The sequence below is a fragment of the Methanobrevibacter sp. genome, from assembly GCF_017406825.1.
In the GTDB taxonomy this organism is placed as follows: domain Archaea; phylum Methanobacteriota; class Methanobacteria; order Methanobacteriales; family Methanobacteriaceae; genus Methanocatella.
In genome coordinates, this window is record NZ_JAFQXT010000008.1 from 1 (window position 1) to 18,396 (window position 18,396).

The following is an 18,396-nucleotide window of genomic DNA, read 5'->3' on the forward strand; positions in this document are numbered from 1 at the left end:
GCATCTCCTCTTTCGATGAATTTGGTTACTTCGTTAGTACCTTTTGCTACTTTACCAGTAGCTTGTGCGGTTTCTAATGCTTCTTCAGCTTGTTTAGCTAATTCTTCAGGTGTGTCAAATTTTACATAAATGTTTGCCATATTATATACCTCCTTTTTCATCTGGCTATGCCATCCATCGGTATTATAATCCAATTCGAATCATAATATTGTAATTATATATAGTTATTATTTAACTATAGAAATTACCCAAATTATCCAATAGATGAATAATTTAATATAGTTTTTAATAATACTAATTCTTGAATAATTCATATATCACTAAATATAATCCCATTGGAAAAAAATAAGAGGGATTAGACTTTCAATATAAATACTTCTGAATTTCATATAATTTTTAGCAAAACTAAAAATAAAAATTTAGTAATCAATGAAATAATTCTAGAGAACTAGACAATATTAAATTGGTCAGTATAGTATATAAATGTTTGTGAAAATAGGTCAATTTCAGGGAAAATAAATTAAAAAAAATCAAATCACGAAAAAATAAAAAAAAGATAGTAATTTTAAATTACTATTATTTAAAGATCATCAGCAAATCTATTTGATTGCTAATTTAATGTCTTCTGCTTTTACAGTTTTCCTACCAGCGTGGCGAGCAAATCCGACAGCTTTTTGAGCGATTTCGTTACCGCAATCTTCGATAGCTTCGGTTAAAGCGATTTTTGCGTCATCACTTACTCTTTGTGCACCAGCATTTTTTAGGATTCTGCCTACAGGAGCAATTGGTAATTCACTCATATTATACACCTCATTTAATTTGTTAATAATAGTTTTAATTTGCTTATATATAAATCTATTGGTTTTACATCGGTGATTTTCAATAATTTCAACAAAACTAACCATGATATTTTAACATGAATAGTGAAATTAATATATTTAAAAATGTTTTTCATACATTACCTTAAATAAAAAAAGTAAAAATTTTGTTCGAATACAAAAGAATTAAAAGAAAAAATTTAAATTAAAAGAGATTTAAAGCAAAATTTATTTGTTCATTAAAATCTCTCTTAAAGTGTCTATATCTGCATCGACCTGTGTAGGTTGAGTGCATGCATCAATGGCAGTATTAGGATCTTTAAGCAAGTGTCCGGTAACTACACAGGTTATGGTTTCTCCCTTATCGACTACACCAGCATCAACAAGCTTTTTAAGACCTGCAATTGAAGCTGCTGAAGCAGGTTCGACACCAATACCCTCTGTTCTTGCAAGTAATTTTTGTGCATCAAGGATTTCCTCATCGGTTACGGTTTCGGAATAACCGTTTGAATCATAGATTGCATTCAAAGCTTTTATGTCACTGACCGGAGCACCAATACGTATTGCGGTTGCAATTGTTTCAGGATTCTCTACAGGCACGACGCGTCTTTCTCCTTTTTTGAATGCATTTGTGACAGGACATGCTCCTTCTGCCTGAATACCAGTCATCATCGGCAAGTCTTTAATGAAGCCTGCGTCATAAAATTCCTTAACCCCTTTCCAGATAGCTGAAATATTTCCCGCATTACCTACAGGCAGGACAATTCTGTCAGGAGCCTGCCAGCCCAGGTCGCGGACAATTTCATAACCTATGGTCTTTTGTCCTTCCAATCTGTAAGGGTTGATTGAATTCAGTAAGTAAAGATGTTTTTCCAATGCAAGAGCTGTCATCGCTTCAAGCGCTTCATCGAAGTTTCCGTTAATGGACATTACTTCAGCACCATGGAACATGGCCTGCGCCAGTTTTCCAAGTGCAACTTTACCTGACGGTAAAAATACGATACAACGTAATCCCGCACGTGCAGCATAAGCTGAAAGTGATGCGGAGGTATTTCCTGTTGAAGCACAACCTACAGTATGAACTCCCAATTCCATTGCTTTTGTCATTCCAACGGTCATTCCACGGTCTTTGAAACTTCCTGTTGGGTTGGAACCTTCCACCTTAACGTATAGGTTCACTCCAAGTTCCTCACCTAACTTGTCACATTTGCAGAATGGGGTTCCTCCTTCGTCAAGTGAAACAATTTTTGATTCGTCTACAGGAATGCATTCCTTGAATTTCCATAAATTATCTTTTCTACCATCAAAAATGTCTTTTGAAACATCAATCTCATTGACGAGTTCAAGTACTGATCCACACTTTTCACAGGTGTAGATTACTTCATCGTCGTCGTATTCTTGTCCACATGAAACACATCTTATCATAAAATCACTACATATATTATTTTAATTATTCTATAAAAATTTAACTTAAAATCGAATATAAGAATTCCGCAATCGGAAGCGTTAAATAAGCCTCAACAAAACCTGCAATCGCCATCAGGATTGAAGCGATTACAAGCAAAATTATGGCTTGCTTTAATTTATCGAAACCTTCGGCAAATGACACTGACAAAATCTCCCTAACCGACCCGTCATCCTGCTTATTTATTGTTTTAAGGAACCGGTAAAGGAAATTGAACAAAACAAAACCTGATGCGCAGGCCAGAATGCATGAGGAAAACTCAAAAATGCCGTGAGGAATTATCAAAAGCAGTGTCTGGAACAGGTCATCAGTTGTTGCCACATAATAGCCTACAAACAAACCGTTGAAAGCCAATACCGCCGCCGAAAGGCAGAACAGAATGCCGTAAATGAACATTGTCAGGACAATCTGAATATTGTTGAGGAATATGCTTTGGAAGGTTAGTGTGACAACTCCGGTTTGCACCCTGTGGGTCAAGTCCTCGGTAACCGGATTTAAAAAATCATACAGGTAAGGTTCAAATAGATAACCTAAAACCATGGAAACGAAAAGAATGGCTACTGCCGATAGGATGGCCACCTTATTTTCAGTGAATGCCGATTTAACTTCATTTAACATTATATCAATGTTTTAGCGATTTCAGCCGCTTCAACCTGTTTTTCGTGCAGGTCATCCATGAACTTTTCCATCAGCTCTGCTGTTCTGACCTTACACTCGCCGCAGCGCAATGTTCCGCTCAAACATTCGCTTCTGATTTTTTCAAGTTCAGAATCATCATCAATAAAGTGATACAGCAACATCTCATATATTACGCATTTATCAACTTCTCCGCCCAGCTCTTCCTGTTCCTTCAGGGTTTCCCTTCCGCCTGTCTTGGCGGATTTGACTTTTTTGACCGCTGTCTTTGTATCGTCATTCAGATAGATTGCTGTTGCCGGTTTGGAGCTGCTCATCTTATCTCCTGTAAGTCCTGTCAGGAACCTGTGATAGGTGGAAGCAGGGGATATGAATCCTTCATCTTCATGGAGCTTGTGGGCGATGTCCCTTGTTAATCTGATATGGGGATCCTGGTCTATTCCTACCGGAACCACTACCTTTTTCGGACCTCCGAACTCTTCAATCTGCGGAAGCAAGATATCGGCAACCTGGAATAGTGGTGCCTGCACATGGGCGATGTTTGTTGAATTTTCAAATCCGTAGATGGCTTTGAGCTGACTGAAGTTTGTTTTGATTGAAGCCTTGAAAGCCAAATTCTTCAACAGATTGTTTTGGGACTGCAGATAAACGTTGACATTGTCCTTTTCAAGGTCAAGGCCCAATGCAATCCAGTTTGTCAGATATTCGTTGACTGCAATCTCGCGGCCTTTTTCAAAGCTCATGTCACGTGCTGCATAAGCCTCCAAATCTGCAATTGGCAATGAAAGCATTGCACCCATGTCCTGATACCATTTAAGCTGGTCGACGACCATCTTATGACCAATATGCATCTGGCCACTTGGCATCATACCTGATACAACTGCAAATTCCTTGTTTTGATTGATTAATTTAACGATTTCATCAAATTCCCTGTGTCCGAAAATTACTCCCCTTTTCATTAACTTTTGAGGGTTTTCCACATCATTTATGATATCGGAAATTTTGCCTATTCCGAATTGATTAACTAACTTGTCATAATCGAGGCTGAATGATGCCCATGGATTAATTAAATCTGCCATTCTATCACCATTAATGCTATTAAATTAAATTGATTGTTAAGAATTATAATCATTAATATAAAATCATATTAAAATATAAACGATTTCTTTAATTAAACTTATGGTCTTGTCCATTCCACATTATAGTATGTTATGTCAAAATCCTCATCCACAATTGCCAAAAGAAGTTTTTTGTTAACACCATGGGAAACTCTCACATAACTTGCAAAGTCAAGCGCATTTATATCATAGTTTTCAAAAATGATTTTGACCAGATAATCGGAGTGCCCTTCGCCGGGACCTCCTCCACGATTATACAATCTGAATTCTGAACCATATTTAAATCCTGTCTTGATAACAAAACCGCGGTCTTTCAAATCACGGAAGACAACATATTTGCCGTAAAGCTCTTCCTGTTTGATAAGGTCAATCAAATAGCCCACGCTGCACTCCACATCATCCTCATAGATATTCAAACGACCCTTTTCCTGCAGATAGCAGGCCTCAATCAATGAAAGATGCAAGAAATCGGCTTCGATTTTGCCGAACTTACTTTTCTCATGCAAAGCTATAGGCCTTTTACTTCCTTCTTCAATTTTAATTGAAACAATGCCATTAGATAAATTCCCGCGCATTAAAACACCGTAAAAAGAAATAAGTTATATTTAATGCATATAATTTTGAAGCAAATATTATATAAAATTTTTGTAAAAAAAAGAATGAGAAAGTTAAACCCTAATAAAAATATTATTAGCCATTTCGGCAGTGATGTTTAACTCTTCACCGTCAACAAAAACCAGATAATTGTTATCGATATCATTTTCAGCCAATTCATACTGGAGATGTTGACCAACCTTAATTCCGGCTTTTGTGATTTCATCCAAAAGATCGTTGTCTCCACGAATGAATGAGATTGTTCCTTCAGATTTCACATTTAATTCGGAAACAGACAACAGATTAAATTTTCTGTTGATGACCTGGTCAAAGTCTTTTTGTGAAAAGCATTCCTGGCAACTGCTAAACTCAAAATCGCAGGCAGGAATCAATTTTTCATCAGGACATAAGTCAGGATTTTTTAACATTGTACATAATGCTCTTTCAGCTTCATCGGACAATGAATGTTCCATTTCACAGGCTTGCTCATGAATATTTTCCTCTTTGATTTTTAGGATATCTGATAAGAACTTTTCGAGAATTCTGTGTTTTCTTGTTATTTTTTGAGCTATTTTCATTCCTTCATCGGTTAAGGTAGCGCCCTTATATGGAGTATATTCAATATAACCCAAATCCTCCAATTTCTTAAGCATCTGAGTAACACTACCCGGAGCAATGCCCAAATCTTTAGATAATTGTGTTGTAGAGACTTGTTCTCTGTTGCTTCCATTACGATATAGAACTTCCAAATATTCTTCGATATTTTCACTAATTTTAGCTTCAGCCATGAAAGTCACCTGATAATATCTTACTTAGATTTTTGTTGTTAAGAGTATAAAAGAGTTTTGGTAAACCTAAATAAAAACTTGAAAAAAAATAAAAAAAGTAATTAGAATGACAAACTAGCATAGATACCGTTTAAGGTAAATGAATTTGTATTCCAATTATTTATTGTTCCTAAAGAGTTTCTGCTGCTTGTCGGATCAGCAACATACCAAGTGTTGCCTACCAATACCTGAGCCCATACGTGACCATAGGTACTTCCGCTTGAAAACTTACATGTACCGTGCACGTATCTTGCTTCAAGGCCTGCTGCCCTGAACAATGCAATAACCAAGTGCGCCTGGTCCACACAATTACCTGAACCGGCATTTAATGTTCCTACAGCACCGTTTTTAGTATTGTAATAGAAACTGTAGGATATTTCATCCCTAACATAGTTATAGATTGCTTTTGCTTTACTTAACTCTGAAGTCAAACCTTTGGTTAAATCTTTAGCCTTATTCACAATGTCGGAATTCTTAACTTGACAATTGGTTGTGGCCTGAAGGTATTTGCTTAAGCTAGTTTCGGTATTCACTTCATTGATACCTTTGCCAGTTACAGATGCACTGCTGCTGTCACTGCTGCCGCCACTTGTGGTGACAGTCACATAATTAGGCAACTGATTGTTATAGTTTCCGTACCATGCCAGAATACGTGAGAACGCATCCACCACTTCAGAGTAGATGACTTTCTTTTCTGAAACGGTTGCATAGTTAGGGGCCTGCTTATACTCGACTATGAAGTTGGCAACCCTTTGAGCCCAATCAATATAATTATCTGTAGTGACCTGCATATTAACTGAATCTCCTGAAGGAGATGAAGGTTCAGATACGCCAGTAATATAGGTTATATCCTTCATGTTGGAATTTCCGATTTGATATATTGCCTGACTCATCAGATACAGGAATTCCGGTAACTTGAATGTGACTCCGCCTGCGGTAACTGTTGCAGGAAGGGCATCATTATTCTGGTAATAATTTTTCAGGTTAGTGGAACCGGTAATGATATCCTTAATTGATATTGTTTTACCTGCGGAAGTGGAGACAGTGCCTGAATCAGAAGTAGCGGTTGAAGAAGCCTTCAGGGAAGCGAAATCAACAAGATTTGACAATTCCCATCTGAATATGACTACTCCAGCACCTCCACCGTTACGCGCATTCTGTGAGTCTTGAGTTATCTCGGAAAGGGATAATTTTGCAGTATTACTGTCGGATTTATATCCCTGCAAACCTGCCCAAACCTGAGCACCGTTTGAATTGTCGACGAACCATTTGGTGGTTGTCTTAATCCAGGAAGTTGATTTTCCATAGTTTCCTTTATAAATCATTGGAATCACAACATCCATATATTTACTGATTTGAGCCATGTCCTGACCGTAATAGTATGTATTACTGGTTGTTTCTGGCATCAATGCACATGACACGATAAGATTTGGATCATAATCATGAAGGGCTTCGCATGCCTGCTTTGCAAATTGGGTAATGGCAGCTGTTCCGCCACTGGTTTTATAAGCTGTTCCAGGATATCTCATGTAATCAAAATGAATACCTGCAACTCCTTTGATTTTAGCATAGCCTAGAGCCTCATTAATTATCTGTTTAAATAAAGCGGTATTTGCCTTTCCATTTGAAACAGGATTAATCCATCCGCCATCATAGAAAGTCTGCATCCATATATGAACATTGATTCCCACCTTATTGGCACTTGCAATCCATGATTCGACAGCGGATTTGCCGTGAAGGGTGATTGCATAATAATTCAGGAATATGTCAGTGGTTCCCTTGGAAGCCAGGGTATTCAGATTAACCTTTTTCATGTTGGCTCCGAACAGCCAGTATCCGTATCCGCTGGCCGCTTTTCTGGCAACGGAAATCTTTGCAGATCCTGAACTTGGAGCATTGTCATTGTCACCGCTTGCTTCATATTTGAATGTGACAGTGGAATTGCCTGCACCTACATTCACTTTAAACTGTGCATAACCATTTGAATCAGTTGTAGCGGTATATGTCTTTGAATTTACAACCATTTTCACAGTTTTGCCGGACAATGCCTTATTATTGGAATCCTGCAGCAAAACCTTAAATGTTTGTGAACCCTGATAGAAGGAAGTTCCGCTTTTCCATGTTATTTTGGTAGGGGACCTTTCCTTAACTGTAATAGCAGTTGAACCTGTTTTTGAACTGAGCTTATTGGATACACCTTGACTTTTGTATGTTACAGTGTATTTGCCAATAGGCAGATTAATGGTTAGGGATGCAATACCATTGGCATTTGTAGTTTTGGTATATGTCTTGCCGTTGACTGTGAATTTAATGGTCTTATTAGGTATAGGAATACCGTCTGCAGTCAAAGCGACTTTGAATGGAGTGTTTGCACCATGACCAAATGTGGTTGTACTTTTCACTGTCAAAACAGGGTTGTTTTTTGCAATTACTGTTACAGTATTTTTGGCACTGGATGCCTTATAGAAATTATTTCCTGCAAATCTGTATACCACAGTATATGTTCCTACGCTTAAAGACGGCAATTTGAGTTTTGCAACACCATAAGCATTTGTAGTTGCTGAATAAGTCTTACCATTCACTTTAAATGTGATTACCTTTCCTTTTCCAGGAGCATATCCGAATTTATTAAGCAATTTGACCTTAATAACTTTTGAATTGCTTTTAAGGAAAACATATGGATTGGTGGTGAGTGAAGTTGTGGTTGACCTGACCACCTTGATTGTATTTGTTTGGTACAAGCCGTCAGTATTGTATGAAACAATCTTATGAGTTCCAACGCCAAGAGTGAGTAAGGATAAGCTTGCCACACCTTTTGAATTGGTTTTTACGTTATAAGTTCTACCGTTGAGTTTGAATTTGATATATTTATTCGCCAATACTTTACCATTACTTTTATAGAATGTCGCGGTGAATTTCTTTCCGTCAGTATAAACCTTGTTGACATTGCTGGCAGTAATAGTAGATAATATTCTAAATGTAGTTGTTAGTGTATAACCAGTTTCAGGGTTAACTGCGGTAACCTTATAAGTTCCTGGTTTTAAATCAATCGCTAAAGAAGCCACCCCTTTTGAATCTGTTTTTTTGGTGTATGTAACACCGTTAACAGTAATCTTAACATTAGCATTTGCTAACGGATTACCGTTGGCATCTAAGAAAGTTGCAGTATATTGAGTGCTTCCTTTATAATATTTAGTGTAATCTTTTGCAGTGATTGTCTTAGATACTGTTGATGAAGAATTAATACTAACTATTTCATCGCCTGATGAAAGGATAGTACTCCCGTTATCACTACTGTAAAGAGGATCACTGTCTGAGTTATTATTAGTTGATAAAGTATTTGAATCTTCAGATTCTAAAACTTCGTCACTTGATAGAGAAACTTTAGATGAATCATTATCAACGTTTGAATCACTTGATACAGAAAGACCTGATGAATCAGCTGAATTCTCCAGTGGGACTGATACATCTGAGGTAACATCTACTAAGCTAGTAGTATAGGAATCTGTAACATTAACATCACTTGCTGAAACGGCACTGATTGATGCTGCAACAGTGAACAATATCAGGAAAGTGAGTAATATTTTTTTGTTCAAAATAATTTACCTCCATAACAATTTTATTGAACGTGAGTCTAAAAGCTCACTATAACATATATTTATTAAAAATATCTTATATAAACCTTTTTATTTGCTAAATCCAATTAAATGAGTTTGATTTTAAAAAATAAAACTGAAACTTCACAAAAATTAAGTATAAAATGGAATTCTTATTGAATTGGCTTTTAAAAGGATTTAATGAAATGAAATCATTTTTAAATTAACTTCATTATATATATACTAAAACGATTACCTTATATATTATAATATATAAAGGGTCACAGTCTAAAATTAAATTTTTCACAAAAACCAATTAAATTCCAGTTAGAACAAAAAACAATGCATTTAATTAAGCATTTCAAAAAATAAGCACGAAAATTAAAAAAAAGAAAAAGGGTGTAAAATTTTTTAAAATTTTACATCATTGGGGGCATTCCGCCCATACCACCCATGCCGCCAGGCATTGGAGGCATACCGCTGTCATCATTACCTGACTCATCAGGTCCGGTTGAATTCAATGCATTTCTTGCTGCAATCATATCATCAATACGCAAGATCATTTCGGTAGCTTCACTGGCGGACTGTAGAGCCTGGATTTTTACCCTTAAAGGTTCAATGACGCCAGCATCTTTCATGTCAACCACTTTGCCTTCGAATACATTGATTCCAATGAATGGAGAGTCTTCGTGAGCGGCTTTCAAATCAGCAATCAGGTTAATGGTGTCCAGACCCGCATTTTCAATCAGGGTTCTAGGAATGACTTCAAGAGCTTCAGCATATTTTAAGATAGCTAACTGCTCTCTTCCACTTACGGATTCACCATACTCCCTTAACTGTTTGATTAAATCAATTTCACAAGCTCCTCCACCAATGAGAACTTTTCCTTCTTCAATGGTTGCTGCAACTACGCCTAATGCATCGTCAAGAGCCCTTGCGATTTGTTCTGTGACATAACGGGTACTTCCCCTTAAGACAATTGAGGAAGCCTTTGGATTTTCACATTCTTCAATTAAGGTCAATTCATGGTCGAAGATTTTATCGAGATAAACGTGGCCTGCGTAACCTAATTTTTCTTCTGACAAGTCTTCAATGTCGGTTACAAGCTTAGCTCCAGTTGCTTTTTGGATTCTTTCCATATCTGATTTTTTAACACGTTTGAAAGCCATGATTCCTGCTTTTTTAAGGTAGTGTTCTGCCATGTCGTCAATTCCTTTCTGACAGAATAAAACATTTGCGCCGGAGTCGATGATTTTGTTGACTAACTCCTTGATCATGTCCTCTTCCTGTTTGAGGAACGCTTCGAATTGGTCAGGACTGGTTATGTCAATTTTGGTATCAGTATTAATGTCTTTTAATTCTATAGGATATTTCATGATTGCAATCTTTGCATCCTTAACATCTTTAGGCATGTTTTTGGATAAAGGAGCTTTATCGATAATTATTCCTTCTGCGAGGAAGGAATCCTCTACGGAATCACCTGAAACCCTTTGGATGTTAATGTTGTCGATGTCGGATTTTCCGTCTTCCTTGATTCTTAATGCTGCTTCAACAACAAGATCTGCCAAGTGTTCTTTTGCATAGTCTGAACCTTTTCCACTCATTGCAGTGACAGCCACCTTTTTAAGAGTTTCCTTGTCATCTGCATCAATTGCAATGTCTTTTATGAGTTCGACTGCTTTTTTGGTTGCATTCCTGTATCCTTTTACAACAATTGATGTTGCAATGCCGTCTTCCAATAACTCTTCAGCTTTAGCTAATAATTCACCTGCAATAACAACAACAGAAGTGGTACCGTCTCCAACGATTTCTTCCTGTTTTTTAGCTGTTTCAACAAGCATTCTGGCTGCAGGTTGGTTGATTTCCATTTCCCTCATGATGGTTGCGCCATCGTTGGTGACAGTAACATCACCTAATGAGGTAACTAACATTTTGTCCATTCCTTTAGGACCGAGTGTGGTTCTTACTATGCCGGACAATACTTTGGCGGCTGTGATATTCATTCTTAAAGCATCTCTTTTTGAATATCTTTCAGTTCCTTCGGGAAGGATAAATATTGGTTGATTTGCCATTTAATAATCACCTTAAAATTTTTTTAAATAAAATATAAAACTAAGTTTTTATACACTATAAGATAGGTAAGAGGTAATATAAAAATATTACCCATTAAAGTAACTTTAGGTGTGTTAATGTACGAAGAGATTATAAAAGAAATTAAATCCAACCTAGGATCCAACAAGGATTTGAACAGGCAATACCTGTCATCACAGATAGAGGTCTATAAGGACCATCCCTACAGCAAAGAGATAATCAGAGAAATCTCCAGACTGATGTGGGACTGCTTAAGTGAAGATGAAAAACAGGAATTCATAGAAATTTCCTCAAAGGAAAATCCGATAATGGACATTTTAAATGACATTTATCCAGATATAGAAAACGGAAATTACGAAACCCCTCTTGATAAATTAGATGATTTCATGCAAACATTTCCGGACATGTTTGAGGATGATGCGGTAAGCGAATACCATTATTTCACAAATCCCCTTGAGGAGCTAGTCTTTAGAAAATACATTGGCCTTAAAAAGGAATTGAGATACATTCCCGACAACGAACCCCTGCTTGATTTGTATTATGTTTACGGATTTTTGCTTCTTGAATCACAAAGATACGATAAGGCAGAGGAGTATCTAAAAAAAGCAATCAAAATCAACCCAGTTTCAGCAAGAATAATCCTTGAATTGACGGAAATATACAAAGTTCACACCTACACGTTGAATGAAAGCTTTATCCGCACCTGCGATGCATTGAAATACGCCTATTACCCTCAAGACATTGCAAGATGTTACAGGAACCTCGGATACTACTACGTGGAGGAGAATGACATGAAAACCGCACTGGCACTGTATATCTTCAGCATGGAATACGAGGCAAGCCCGCTGGCATATGCGGAAATAAAGTTCATCCAATCCAAAAATGACATTAGTTTATCTTTAAAGGAATCGATTGACATAATCAAAAGCAAGAACATTCAATTGGGAGTGAATCCTTTCATTCTGGAAACAATCGATGAATTCATTAAGGAATATGGGGAAAACAAGCTATATAATCAGATGCTGTACTTTATGGAGTTGAAATTTGATTTGACAGACGATGCCGAAACCCTTGAAAAAATTAATGAAATCCGAAAAGGATTGCAAAACTAAAACTTATTAATACATTCAGTTATATATAATATAACAGGTGATTTAAAATGTGTTCAAGTGGAGGGCCTATGGCCGATATCGATTTGAAAAAGTTGAAAACAAAAAAATATCGTTGTAAAGACTGTGGAAATTCCTTTAAAGGACTCGGAAAAAAAGTTGTTTGTCCGTCCTGTCAAAGTGACAATGTAGAACTTGCAGAGTAAATATAATTTACTCTTTTTTTATTTTTTTGTGATAATATGAACATTGATTTTGAAAATGATGAAATACTGTTTCTTGAAGGCGAAACCGGAATGGTTGGTATCGTTAAAGTAGCCTATGAAAACAAGATGCTGTTTATCGCAACACAGGACAACGAAGAGATAGTTCAATTTTTGGAATCAGACGATATTATCGCAGTATCAAACTTCAAAAAGGATAAGCGCGCCATAAGATCACAGGCTTATCTCAGTCGTGAGGAATCTTCGCCGCTCGTAATCCTAAACAAAGACCATCCTTCAACAAAACGTCTGGAAACAGTCATATCAATAGGGGACCAGGTAAACCTCAACTGCAACATTACCCCCGGAACCCATCCCGAACAGAATGTTTTATGTTCATGCGACAGCCTATCCGGACTTGAAATCACAAAGACAGCGAAAGGCATTAGATTAAATAAAGAATTTGACAGTTACACTATAGAAAAATTTTAGGTAAGAACAATGATGGTGCTTAACTCAATCTATATGTTTTTAGGCCAGCTAGTGGTTTTTTTAATAATTATAATTGCCCTATTGATAATTATATTCCTGATCCTGGCGCTGATTATGGCCAAAAGGAATCAGATAAAATTTCCAAGATTCCTGTTATATATAGTTGACCTGTTATATTCTCCCCTTAAAACAATAGCTCGCTTTTTGAATTTGGACGACAATCTAATCGACGATGTTGCAATTAAAGTTAGAAACGATTTGAATAAGGAGCAATACAGGAAAATCCCCGCCGAAAAGACATTGGTATTTCTGCCTCACTGCCTCAGGCATAAAGACTGTCCCGCAACACTTCAAAAGGAAGGGTTGAACTGCACAGAATGCGGATTATGCTCAATCGGTGTAATAAAGAAAAAAGCGGAACCATTAGGATATAAAATGTACATCGTTCCAGGTTCCAGTTTCGTAAAAAAGATAGTGATGGAAAACAAGTTCCAGACCGTGCTTGGCGTTGCCTGTCATGAAGACCTAAACCAGATGATGATGCTACTGTCTGACTTTTACCCTCAAGGAGTTTTGCTTGAAAAGACCGGATGCTTTGAAACAAAGGTGAACGTTAAAAAAGTATTTGAAAAACTGGATTCAAAATACTAATCAAAAAAAGCCATGAATTCCTTTGATTCGGGAGTTTCACTAAACTCATTAATGAACTCCTTTAAATCATTGATAAATTCTTCTTTTCTTTTATCCAAATCCTTTATTTGAGAATAATCCTTTTTAACAGATATCTCCATTATCAAATCATCTGTTTCCAGAGTAATTTCAGGATATAACTCCTCTAAAAGGTCATTCATTCTATCCTCTTCCAAGTTCCTGATGAGCTCTTGCGAGGTGTCCTGCAGCCAATGCACCTACAAGTGAGAGTTCTCCCGCCAGAACTGTACATGCCACTATTTCTGCAAATTCCTTTGCATGATTGGAACCTGCAACTCCGAGGATGTTAAGTCCTTCCTGTGCGACTTCCAGACTTGTTCCCCCACCTACAGTTGCCACAGGCAGGTCAGGCAGGTTCACTGAGAAGTATAAGTCGCCTCCTCGGTTTTCAGCAGTTGTAATTCCCAAAGATCCCTCAACAACATGGGCAGCATCCTGTCCTGTTGCCAGAAATATTGCTGCAACCATATTTGCATAATGGGCATTGAATGCCATGGAACCGCTTGCCGCTGAACCTATTAGGTTTTTGGCGGTGTTCACTTCAACGATTGCTTCGGCAGTGGTCTTAAGTTTTTTAGCCACAATATCCTTTGGTATCAATATGTCTGCTATAACGCTCTTTCCTCTTCCTTCAACAATGTTTATGGCAGCGGGTTTTTTATCAACGCAGACATTTCCGCTTAACGCAATGTGAGTTGCTGTGGTTTCGTCGGCTAATTTTTCTAGGATTTTTTCAGAAGCTATAGTGACCATGTTCATTCCCATACTGTCTCCTGTTGAGAACACGAATCTTGGATAGACATAGCTTCCGACGATTAAGATAGGATCAATTTTAATCAGTTTGCCATGAGATGTGGTGGATTCGGCAATTTCTTTCAACTCAGTGAAATTATCGACAAACCATTGTTTGATTTTTAAGGCATCGCTAACGCCATCGCATTTGATTGCAGGTGCTCTGGTCATGATATCTGACACTACCCTGGCATTTGCGCCTCCTGAAGCAGTGATTGTTGATGCACCTCTATTAATTGATGCAACCAATGCTCCTTCAGATGTTGCAAGAGGGATGAACACTTCACGATTGCAGTATTGCCCATTGATTTTCAATGGCCCTGCAATACCCATAGGCAATTGCAATACACCGATTGAGTTTTCGATGTTTCTTGCTGAAGCCCTTTCCATATCCAAAGTATAATTTGAGATATTGGACAACTCCAAATCATATTTCTGTTCTAGAAATTCTCTTCTAATGTCGGTTGCCTCTTTTGCTGAAACTTCCTTATCGACCTGATAAAGCTTCATTTCACCGTTGAGTAATTTATCAATAATTTCCTGGTTTGACATCTAAATAACCTTTCTAAGCAATCCTACAATTTCTGATGGTTTTTTAGCCACTTCCACACCGGCTTCGTTTAAAGCCTTGGTTTTACTTTCAACAGTACCTGAACTTCCTTGAATGATGGCTCCGGCATGTCCCATTCTTTTGCCCGGCGGTGCGGTTCTTCCTGCAATATATGACACTACAGGTTTGGACATTTCATCGGCAATATATTTGCCTGCCCTTTCTTCAGCGGTTCCTCCAATTTCACCAATCAAAACGACCGCATCGGTTTGGTCATCCTTTTCAAACCTTTTCAGGATATCAACATAATTGTCTCCGGTTACAGGGTCTCCACCTATTCCGACCGCAGTACTTTGGCCTATTCCCGCATTGGTGAGTTCGCTTGCAATCTCATATGTCAATGTACCGCTTCTTGAGATTACACCGACATTTCCTTCGGCAAATATGTGTGTTGGCATGATGCCTAACTTGCCGACACCAGGAGAGATGATTCCCGGAGTATTTGGGCCGATAATAGTTGTATCCATCTCTTTTGCATATGCCATGATCTTCATGCTGTCATGAACCGGAATATGTTCGGAAATTATAACAACCAAATCCAGGTGTCTGATTGCTTCAAAGGCCGCGTCCTTTGCGAATCTTGCAGGAACAAATATTATTGAAGAGTTAATGTCCACTTCCTCTGTTGCCTCTTCAATGGAGTTGAAAATAGGGACTCCCATAAAGTCTTGACCTCCTTTTCCCGGAGTCAAACCTGCTACAATATTGGTATTGTAGTTTAACATCTGTTCTGTATGAAATGAACCCTGTTTACCTGTAATTCCTTGAACTAAACATTTTGTATCTTCATTTAATAAAATCATAATTATCTCCTATCTTAATATTCTTGTTTTATTTTCAAATGGAACGGCTAAATCTATTACATTTCCATTCATAAAAGCAGTAGCCGAAAATATTACGCTACCGGGCAATACATTACAAGTTGTTCCTCTTTCAACCAAGTAAACGTTTTTGTTTCCAAGTGCAGCGCCAATCATTGCCCCTGCAATAACACCGACGGATTCTATATTTTCAACGGTTGCCACAACAACGGGATCATCGGTTTCAGGTGAGACATATCCCACTCCAGGTATCTTTCTTATTTTTGGCTCGATGTAATCAGACACATCTGTACAATTTGCCATTCCTTTTGCCGCTTCGATTGCTGAGTTTGCAACATCGGCCACGAATGGCTCTCCACCATATGTATCAAAACCCAAAACGATGGCATCAGGATACCTGTCCGGACGTATGCCCGCTTCAGCATAGGAAATTCCTTCACCGGCATTTTCAGGATTGTTGGAAATTCCGGATAAATCCCCAAGATTTTCCGCACTCATCTTCAAAACATTCACTATACCTTCATTTACACTTTCAAGCAAATCATCTTCCACAAATGCGCTGATGACAACATCATCACCAGTGACATTTGTTAAAGCCACATCCCTTGCACCTAAGTTTTTAACAGTTTGAAGGTTATTTTCAATAGTTTCTACTAGCTTAGAACTGCAGGATACATCATTTTTTGATATATCTGCTCCTATAGCAGTAATTTTCAAATTAACACCTTGTATATTCGATTTTAATAAATAAATAAAATTAATAAATTTTATTGATATATAATATGTCTCTCAATTTATATAAAGGTTTTAAAAAAACTTAATAATTAGTAATAAATATATTATAAAATAATGTATTCACAAACAAAAATCGCAATTCCTATTTTTCAGGAAAAATGCGGGGAAGTAATCGAAGTTGCAAGGGACTGCATTGACAAAGGCGCCGACATATTGGAGTTTAGAATTGACGCGCTTAAAAATCCTGATATCAGTGAAATCAGGAATACCATCGAAGAAATAAACTTTCCAATGATTGCAACCAATCGAATCAGCACCGAAGGCGGTTCATTTAAAGGCACGGAAGAAGAAAGGATCAATATTTTATATGAATGCTGCGATCTTGCCGATTATGTTGACATTGAACTGCAAAGCGATGACGAATACATTGCCAAAATCCACGAAACCGGCGTCAAGACCATTGTTTCCTACCATGACTTTGAAAAGACACCTGATTTGAATGAAATAATGTACATTGTCGAAAAGGAACATGAAATGGGAGACATCGCAAAAGTCGCTTTCATGCCTCAGGACCTGGAGGATACCCTGACAGTGCTGGCTGTTTTGTCCCACTGTGAAAATACAATAGCCATTTCAATGGGTGATTTGGGAAGCTATACCCGAGTCATGGCCTCCAAATTCGACTCACCAATTACTTTTGCCGCCGGAACAGACGTGACCGCTCCGGGTCAAATCGACATTGAAACGATGAAGGCTCTCCTGAATATGGACTTGAACATTATGGAAGAGTGATTCTAATGGCTAAAAAGATTATTTTAGCTGTACTTGTACTTATTTTAATTATAGTTTGCGGAATTGCCCTTTTGGGCAACAATAGCGTTGACATCTACAATGACGGGGAAAACGTGACCGTCGAAACCACTTCCTTTTCGAATGTCGACAAGAATGGCCTGAGCAATGAAATCTGCAGATACACCCTGGAAGTCATGAACGATACAAGCACAAACATAACATCCTACAGAAATGGAATTGAAGACATCTGCAAGCAGTATGGTCTGGAAGATGTTGAAATCAATATCGATTCCAGCATAGGACCGAACCAGATACCGGTTATTGTCTATGTGGACGGGACATCCATGCTTCCAACACTGCAGGATGGACAATTTGCGTTATTTAATAAAACCCATGACGTGCATGTTGGAGATATAGTCGTGGCCGATAGCGAGGAATACGGCGGAATCATCAAAAGGGTAGACCAGATTAACGGCAATGACATTCACCTGGTAAGCGATAACAAGAACATTTCTTATGAATTCATTAACGGCGAATTATATGAAATCAAAGGCATATCAACATGGGTTGATGTTTCCGACATTAATGGTGTTGTAATCTCCTACTAATTTTTATACATAAAACATTGATTTTATTATTTTTAGATTACTTGGCTTTGTAGAAATCCTCATTTTTCTTGGATTTGAGCGGATCGATAGATGTTGTAAATTGTGTTTTTGAGTTTTGTTTCTTTATTTGATAATTGTAGACTCCTGCTTCTATTTGTTCCGTTGAATATTCTTTTTATTACACTAAATATTGATTCTACATTATTTCTTCTTGAATACATGTCTTTGTTGAATGTATTTTTACTTTCAAGCCGATAATGTCCTGTTTTTGCTCGTGTTTTTAGTGGTATTTGATCTTGTGCTTTTGCTTCTTCGTTTATGCATTTCCTGATGGGTTCTGTGTTGTATGCTCTGTCTGCTAATATGTATTTTGGATTA

Annotated in this window: 20 protein-coding genes; 6 read left to right on the forward strand and 14 right to left on the reverse strand. The window is 37.5% G+C overall.

Annotation, left to right across the window (positions count from 1 at the left end; genetic code table 11):
- The 9 genes from IJF99_RS01290 to thsA form a co-directional block, all read right to left on the reverse strand.
- Positions 1-140 (reverse strand): ribosomal L7Ae/L30e/S12e/Gadd45 family protein (locus IJF99_RS01290; protein ID WP_292791050.1); only part of this gene is annotated, 140 nt, incomplete at its 3' end.
- Positions 141-599: 459 nt separating this feature from the next.
- Positions 600-800 (reverse strand): histone family protein, encoded by a 201-nt coding sequence (locus IJF99_RS01295; RefSeq protein WP_116591162.1) that lies wholly within the window; start codon positions 798-800, stop codon positions 600-602.
- A gap of 246 nt (positions 801-1,046) precedes the next feature.
- Positions 1,047-2,243 (reverse strand): threonine synthase, encoded by a 1,197-nt coding sequence (gene thrC / locus IJF99_RS01300; protein ID WP_292790995.1) that lies wholly within the window; start codon positions 2,241-2,243, stop codon positions 1,047-1,049.
- A 40-nt stretch (positions 2,244-2,283) separates the two neighbouring features.
- Positions 2,284-2,901: a stage II sporulation protein M gene (locus IJF99_RS01305; protein ID WP_292790998.1), complete on the reverse strand. Its 618-nt coding sequence runs from the start codon at positions 2,899-2,901 to the stop codon at positions 2,284-2,286.
- The gene (locus IJF99_RS01310) at positions 2,901-3,998 is read right to left on the reverse strand and encodes a tryptophan--tRNA ligase (RefSeq protein WP_292791002.1); all 1,098 of its coding nucleotides are present in this window, start codon (positions 3,996-3,998) and stop codon (positions 2,901-2,903) included. The genes IJF99_RS01305 and IJF99_RS01310 overlap by 1 nt, the downstream gene beginning before the upstream one ends.
- A 98-nt stretch (positions 3,999-4,096) precedes the next feature.
- Positions 4,097-4,612: a tRNA-intron lyase gene (endA, locus tag IJF99_RS01315; RefSeq protein WP_292791005.1), complete on the reverse strand. Its 516-nt coding sequence runs from the start codon at positions 4,610-4,612 to the stop codon at positions 4,097-4,099.
- A gap of 93 nt (positions 4,613-4,705) precedes the next feature.
- Positions 4,706-5,419: a metal-dependent transcriptional regulator gene (locus IJF99_RS01320; RefSeq protein WP_292791008.1), complete on the reverse strand. Its 714-nt coding sequence runs from the start codon at positions 5,417-5,419 to the stop codon at positions 4,706-4,708.
- Between the two features lie 101 nt (positions 5,420-5,520).
- Positions 5,521-9,054, reverse strand: coding sequence for an Ig-like domain repeat protein (locus tag IJF99_RS01325; RefSeq protein WP_292791011.1), 3,534 nt, complete (start codon positions 9,052-9,054; stop codon positions 5,521-5,523).
- Between the two features lie 419 nt (positions 9,055-9,473).
- Entirely contained in the window at positions 9,474-11,126 is a 1,653-nt protein-coding gene (gene thsA / locus IJF99_RS01330) for a thermosome subunit alpha (RefSeq protein WP_292791017.1), read from the reverse strand.
- 117 nt (positions 11,127-11,243) lie between these two features.
- Here thsA and IJF99_RS01335 point away from each other — a divergent pair, with 117 nt between their 5' ends.
- From IJF99_RS01335 to IJF99_RS01350, 4 genes are read left to right on the forward strand one after another with little or no spacing between them, the layout of a single operon-like run.
- Positions 11,244-12,257 (forward strand): tetratricopeptide repeat protein, encoded by a 1,014-nt coding sequence (locus IJF99_RS01335; protein ID WP_292791020.1) that lies wholly within the window; start codon positions 11,244-11,246, stop codon positions 12,255-12,257.
- Positions 12,258-12,304: 47 nt separating this feature from the next.
- The gene (locus IJF99_RS01340) at positions 12,305-12,460 is read left to right on the forward strand and encodes a hypothetical protein (protein WP_292791022.1); all 156 of its coding nucleotides are present in this window, start codon (positions 12,305-12,307) and stop codon (positions 12,458-12,460) included.
- Between the two features lie 36 nt (positions 12,461-12,496).
- Entirely contained in the window at positions 12,497-12,949 is a 453-nt protein-coding gene (locus IJF99_RS01345; protein WP_292791025.1) for a hypothetical protein, read from the forward strand.
- A gap of 9 nt (positions 12,950-12,958) precedes the next feature.
- On the forward strand, positions 12,959-13,600 hold the full coding sequence (locus IJF99_RS01350; protein WP_292791028.1) for a DUF116 domain-containing protein: 642 nt from the start codon (positions 12,959-12,961) through the stop codon (positions 13,598-13,600).
- On the opposite strand, the gene IJF99_RS01355 is transcribed toward IJF99_RS01350, so the two are convergent.
- The 4 genes from IJF99_RS01355 to IJF99_RS01370 are packed head-to-tail and all read right to left on the reverse strand — an operon-like array spanning position 13,597 to position 16,600.
- Positions 13,597-13,800: a hypothetical protein gene (locus IJF99_RS01355; RefSeq protein WP_292791030.1), complete on the reverse strand. Its 204-nt coding sequence runs from the start codon at positions 13,798-13,800 to the stop codon at positions 13,597-13,599. The two genes, IJF99_RS01350 and IJF99_RS01355, sit on opposite strands and share 4 nt — an antisense overlap.
- Position 13,801: 1 nt before the next feature.
- Positions 13,802-15,004, reverse strand: coding sequence for a hydroxymethylglutaryl-CoA reductase (NADPH) (gene hmgA, locus IJF99_RS01360; RefSeq protein WP_292791032.1), 1,203 nt, complete (start codon positions 15,002-15,004; stop codon positions 13,802-13,804).
- Positions 15,005-15,865, reverse strand: a complete 861-nt coding sequence (gene sucD, locus IJF99_RS01365) for a succinate--CoA ligase subunit alpha (protein ID WP_292791034.1) — start codon at positions 15,863-15,865, stop codon at positions 15,005-15,007. It abuts the gene before it with no gap.
- A gap of 9 nt (positions 15,866-15,874) precedes the next feature.
- Complete coding sequence (locus tag IJF99_RS01370; protein ID WP_292791036.1) at positions 15,875-16,600, reverse strand: hypothetical protein; 726 nt, start codon at positions 16,598-16,600, stop codon at positions 15,875-15,877.
- A 132-nt stretch (positions 16,601-16,732) separates the two neighbouring features.
- On the opposite strand from IJF99_RS01370, the gene aroD reads away from it, so the two are divergent.
- Entirely contained in the window at positions 16,733-17,410 is a 678-nt protein-coding gene (gene aroD, locus IJF99_RS01375) for a type I 3-dehydroquinate dehydratase (protein WP_292791039.1), read from the forward strand.
- A gap of 5 nt (positions 17,411-17,415) precedes the next feature.
- A complete protein-coding gene (locus IJF99_RS01380; RefSeq protein WP_292791042.1) occupies positions 17,416-18,018 on the forward strand; it encodes a S24/S26 family peptidase in 603 nt (200 codons plus the stop codon).
- A gap of 59 nt (positions 18,019-18,077) precedes the next feature.
- Here IJF99_RS01380 and IJF99_RS01385 read toward each other — a convergent pair.
- Positions 18,078-18,396: transposase (locus tag IJF99_RS01385; RefSeq protein ID WP_292791047.1), on the reverse strand; the 319-nt coding region annotated here is incomplete at its 5' end.

What these genes read in the sequence shown, in the direction of transcription:
- IJF99_RS01355 (WP_292791030.1), bottom strand. Translation starts at nt 13,800, where the DNA reads ATGAATGACCTTTTAGAGGAGTTATATCCTGAAATTACTCTGGAAACA.
- sucD (WP_292791034.1), bottom strand. Translation starts at nt 15,865, where the DNA reads ATGATTTTATTAAATGAAGATACAAAATGTTTAGTTCAAGGAATTACA.
- thrC (WP_292790995.1), bottom strand. Translation starts at nt 2,243, where the DNA reads ATGATAAGATGTGTTTCATGTGGACAAGAATACGACGACGATGAAGTA.
- IJF99_RS01340 (WP_292791022.1), top strand. Translation starts at nt 12,305, where the DNA reads ATGTGTTCAAGTGGAGGGCCTATGGCCGATATCGATTTGAAAAAGTTG.
- IJF99_RS01320 (WP_292791008.1), bottom strand. Translation starts at nt 5,419, where the DNA reads ATGGCTGAAGCTAAAATTAGTGAAAATATCGAAGAATATTTGGAAGTT.
- IJF99_RS01345 (WP_292791025.1), top strand. Translation starts at nt 12,497, where the DNA reads ATGAACATTGATTTTGAAAATGATGAAATACTGTTTCTTGAAGGCGAA.
- aroD (WP_292791039.1), top strand. Translation starts at nt 16,733, where the DNA reads ATGTATTCACAAACAAAAATCGCAATTCCTATTTTTCAGGAAAAATGC.
- thsA (WP_292791017.1), bottom strand. Translation starts at nt 11,126, where the DNA reads ATGGCAAATCAACCAATATTTATCCTTCCCGAAGGAACTGAAAGATAT.
- IJF99_RS01350 (WP_292791028.1), top strand. Translation starts at nt 12,959, where the DNA reads ATGATGGTGCTTAACTCAATCTATATGTTTTTAGGCCAGCTAGTGGTT.
- IJF99_RS01305 (WP_292790998.1), bottom strand. Translation starts at nt 2,901, where the DNA reads ATGTTAAATGAAGTTAAATCGGCATTCACTGAAAATAAGGTGGCCATC.
- hmgA (WP_292791032.1), bottom strand. Translation starts at nt 15,004, where the DNA reads ATGTCAAACCAGGAAATTATTGATAAATTACTCAACGGTGAAATGAAG.
- IJF99_RS01380 (WP_292791042.1), top strand. Translation starts at nt 17,416, where the DNA reads ATGGCTAAAAAGATTATTTTAGCTGTACTTGTACTTATTTTAATTATA.
- IJF99_RS01310 (WP_292791002.1), bottom strand. Translation starts at nt 3,998, where the DNA reads ATGGCAGATTTAATTAATCCATGGGCATCATTCAGCCTCGATTATGAC.
- IJF99_RS01335 (WP_292791020.1), top strand. Translation starts at nt 11,244, where the DNA reads ATGTACGAAGAGATTATAAAAGAAATTAAATCCAACCTAGGATCCAAC.
- IJF99_RS01295 (WP_116591162.1), bottom strand. Translation starts at nt 800, where the DNA reads ATGAGTGAATTACCAATTGCTCCTGTAGGCAGAATCCTAAAAAATGCT.
- endA (WP_292791005.1), bottom strand. Translation starts at nt 4,612, where the DNA reads ATGCGCGGGAATTTATCTAATGGCATTGTTTCAATTAAAATTGAAGAA.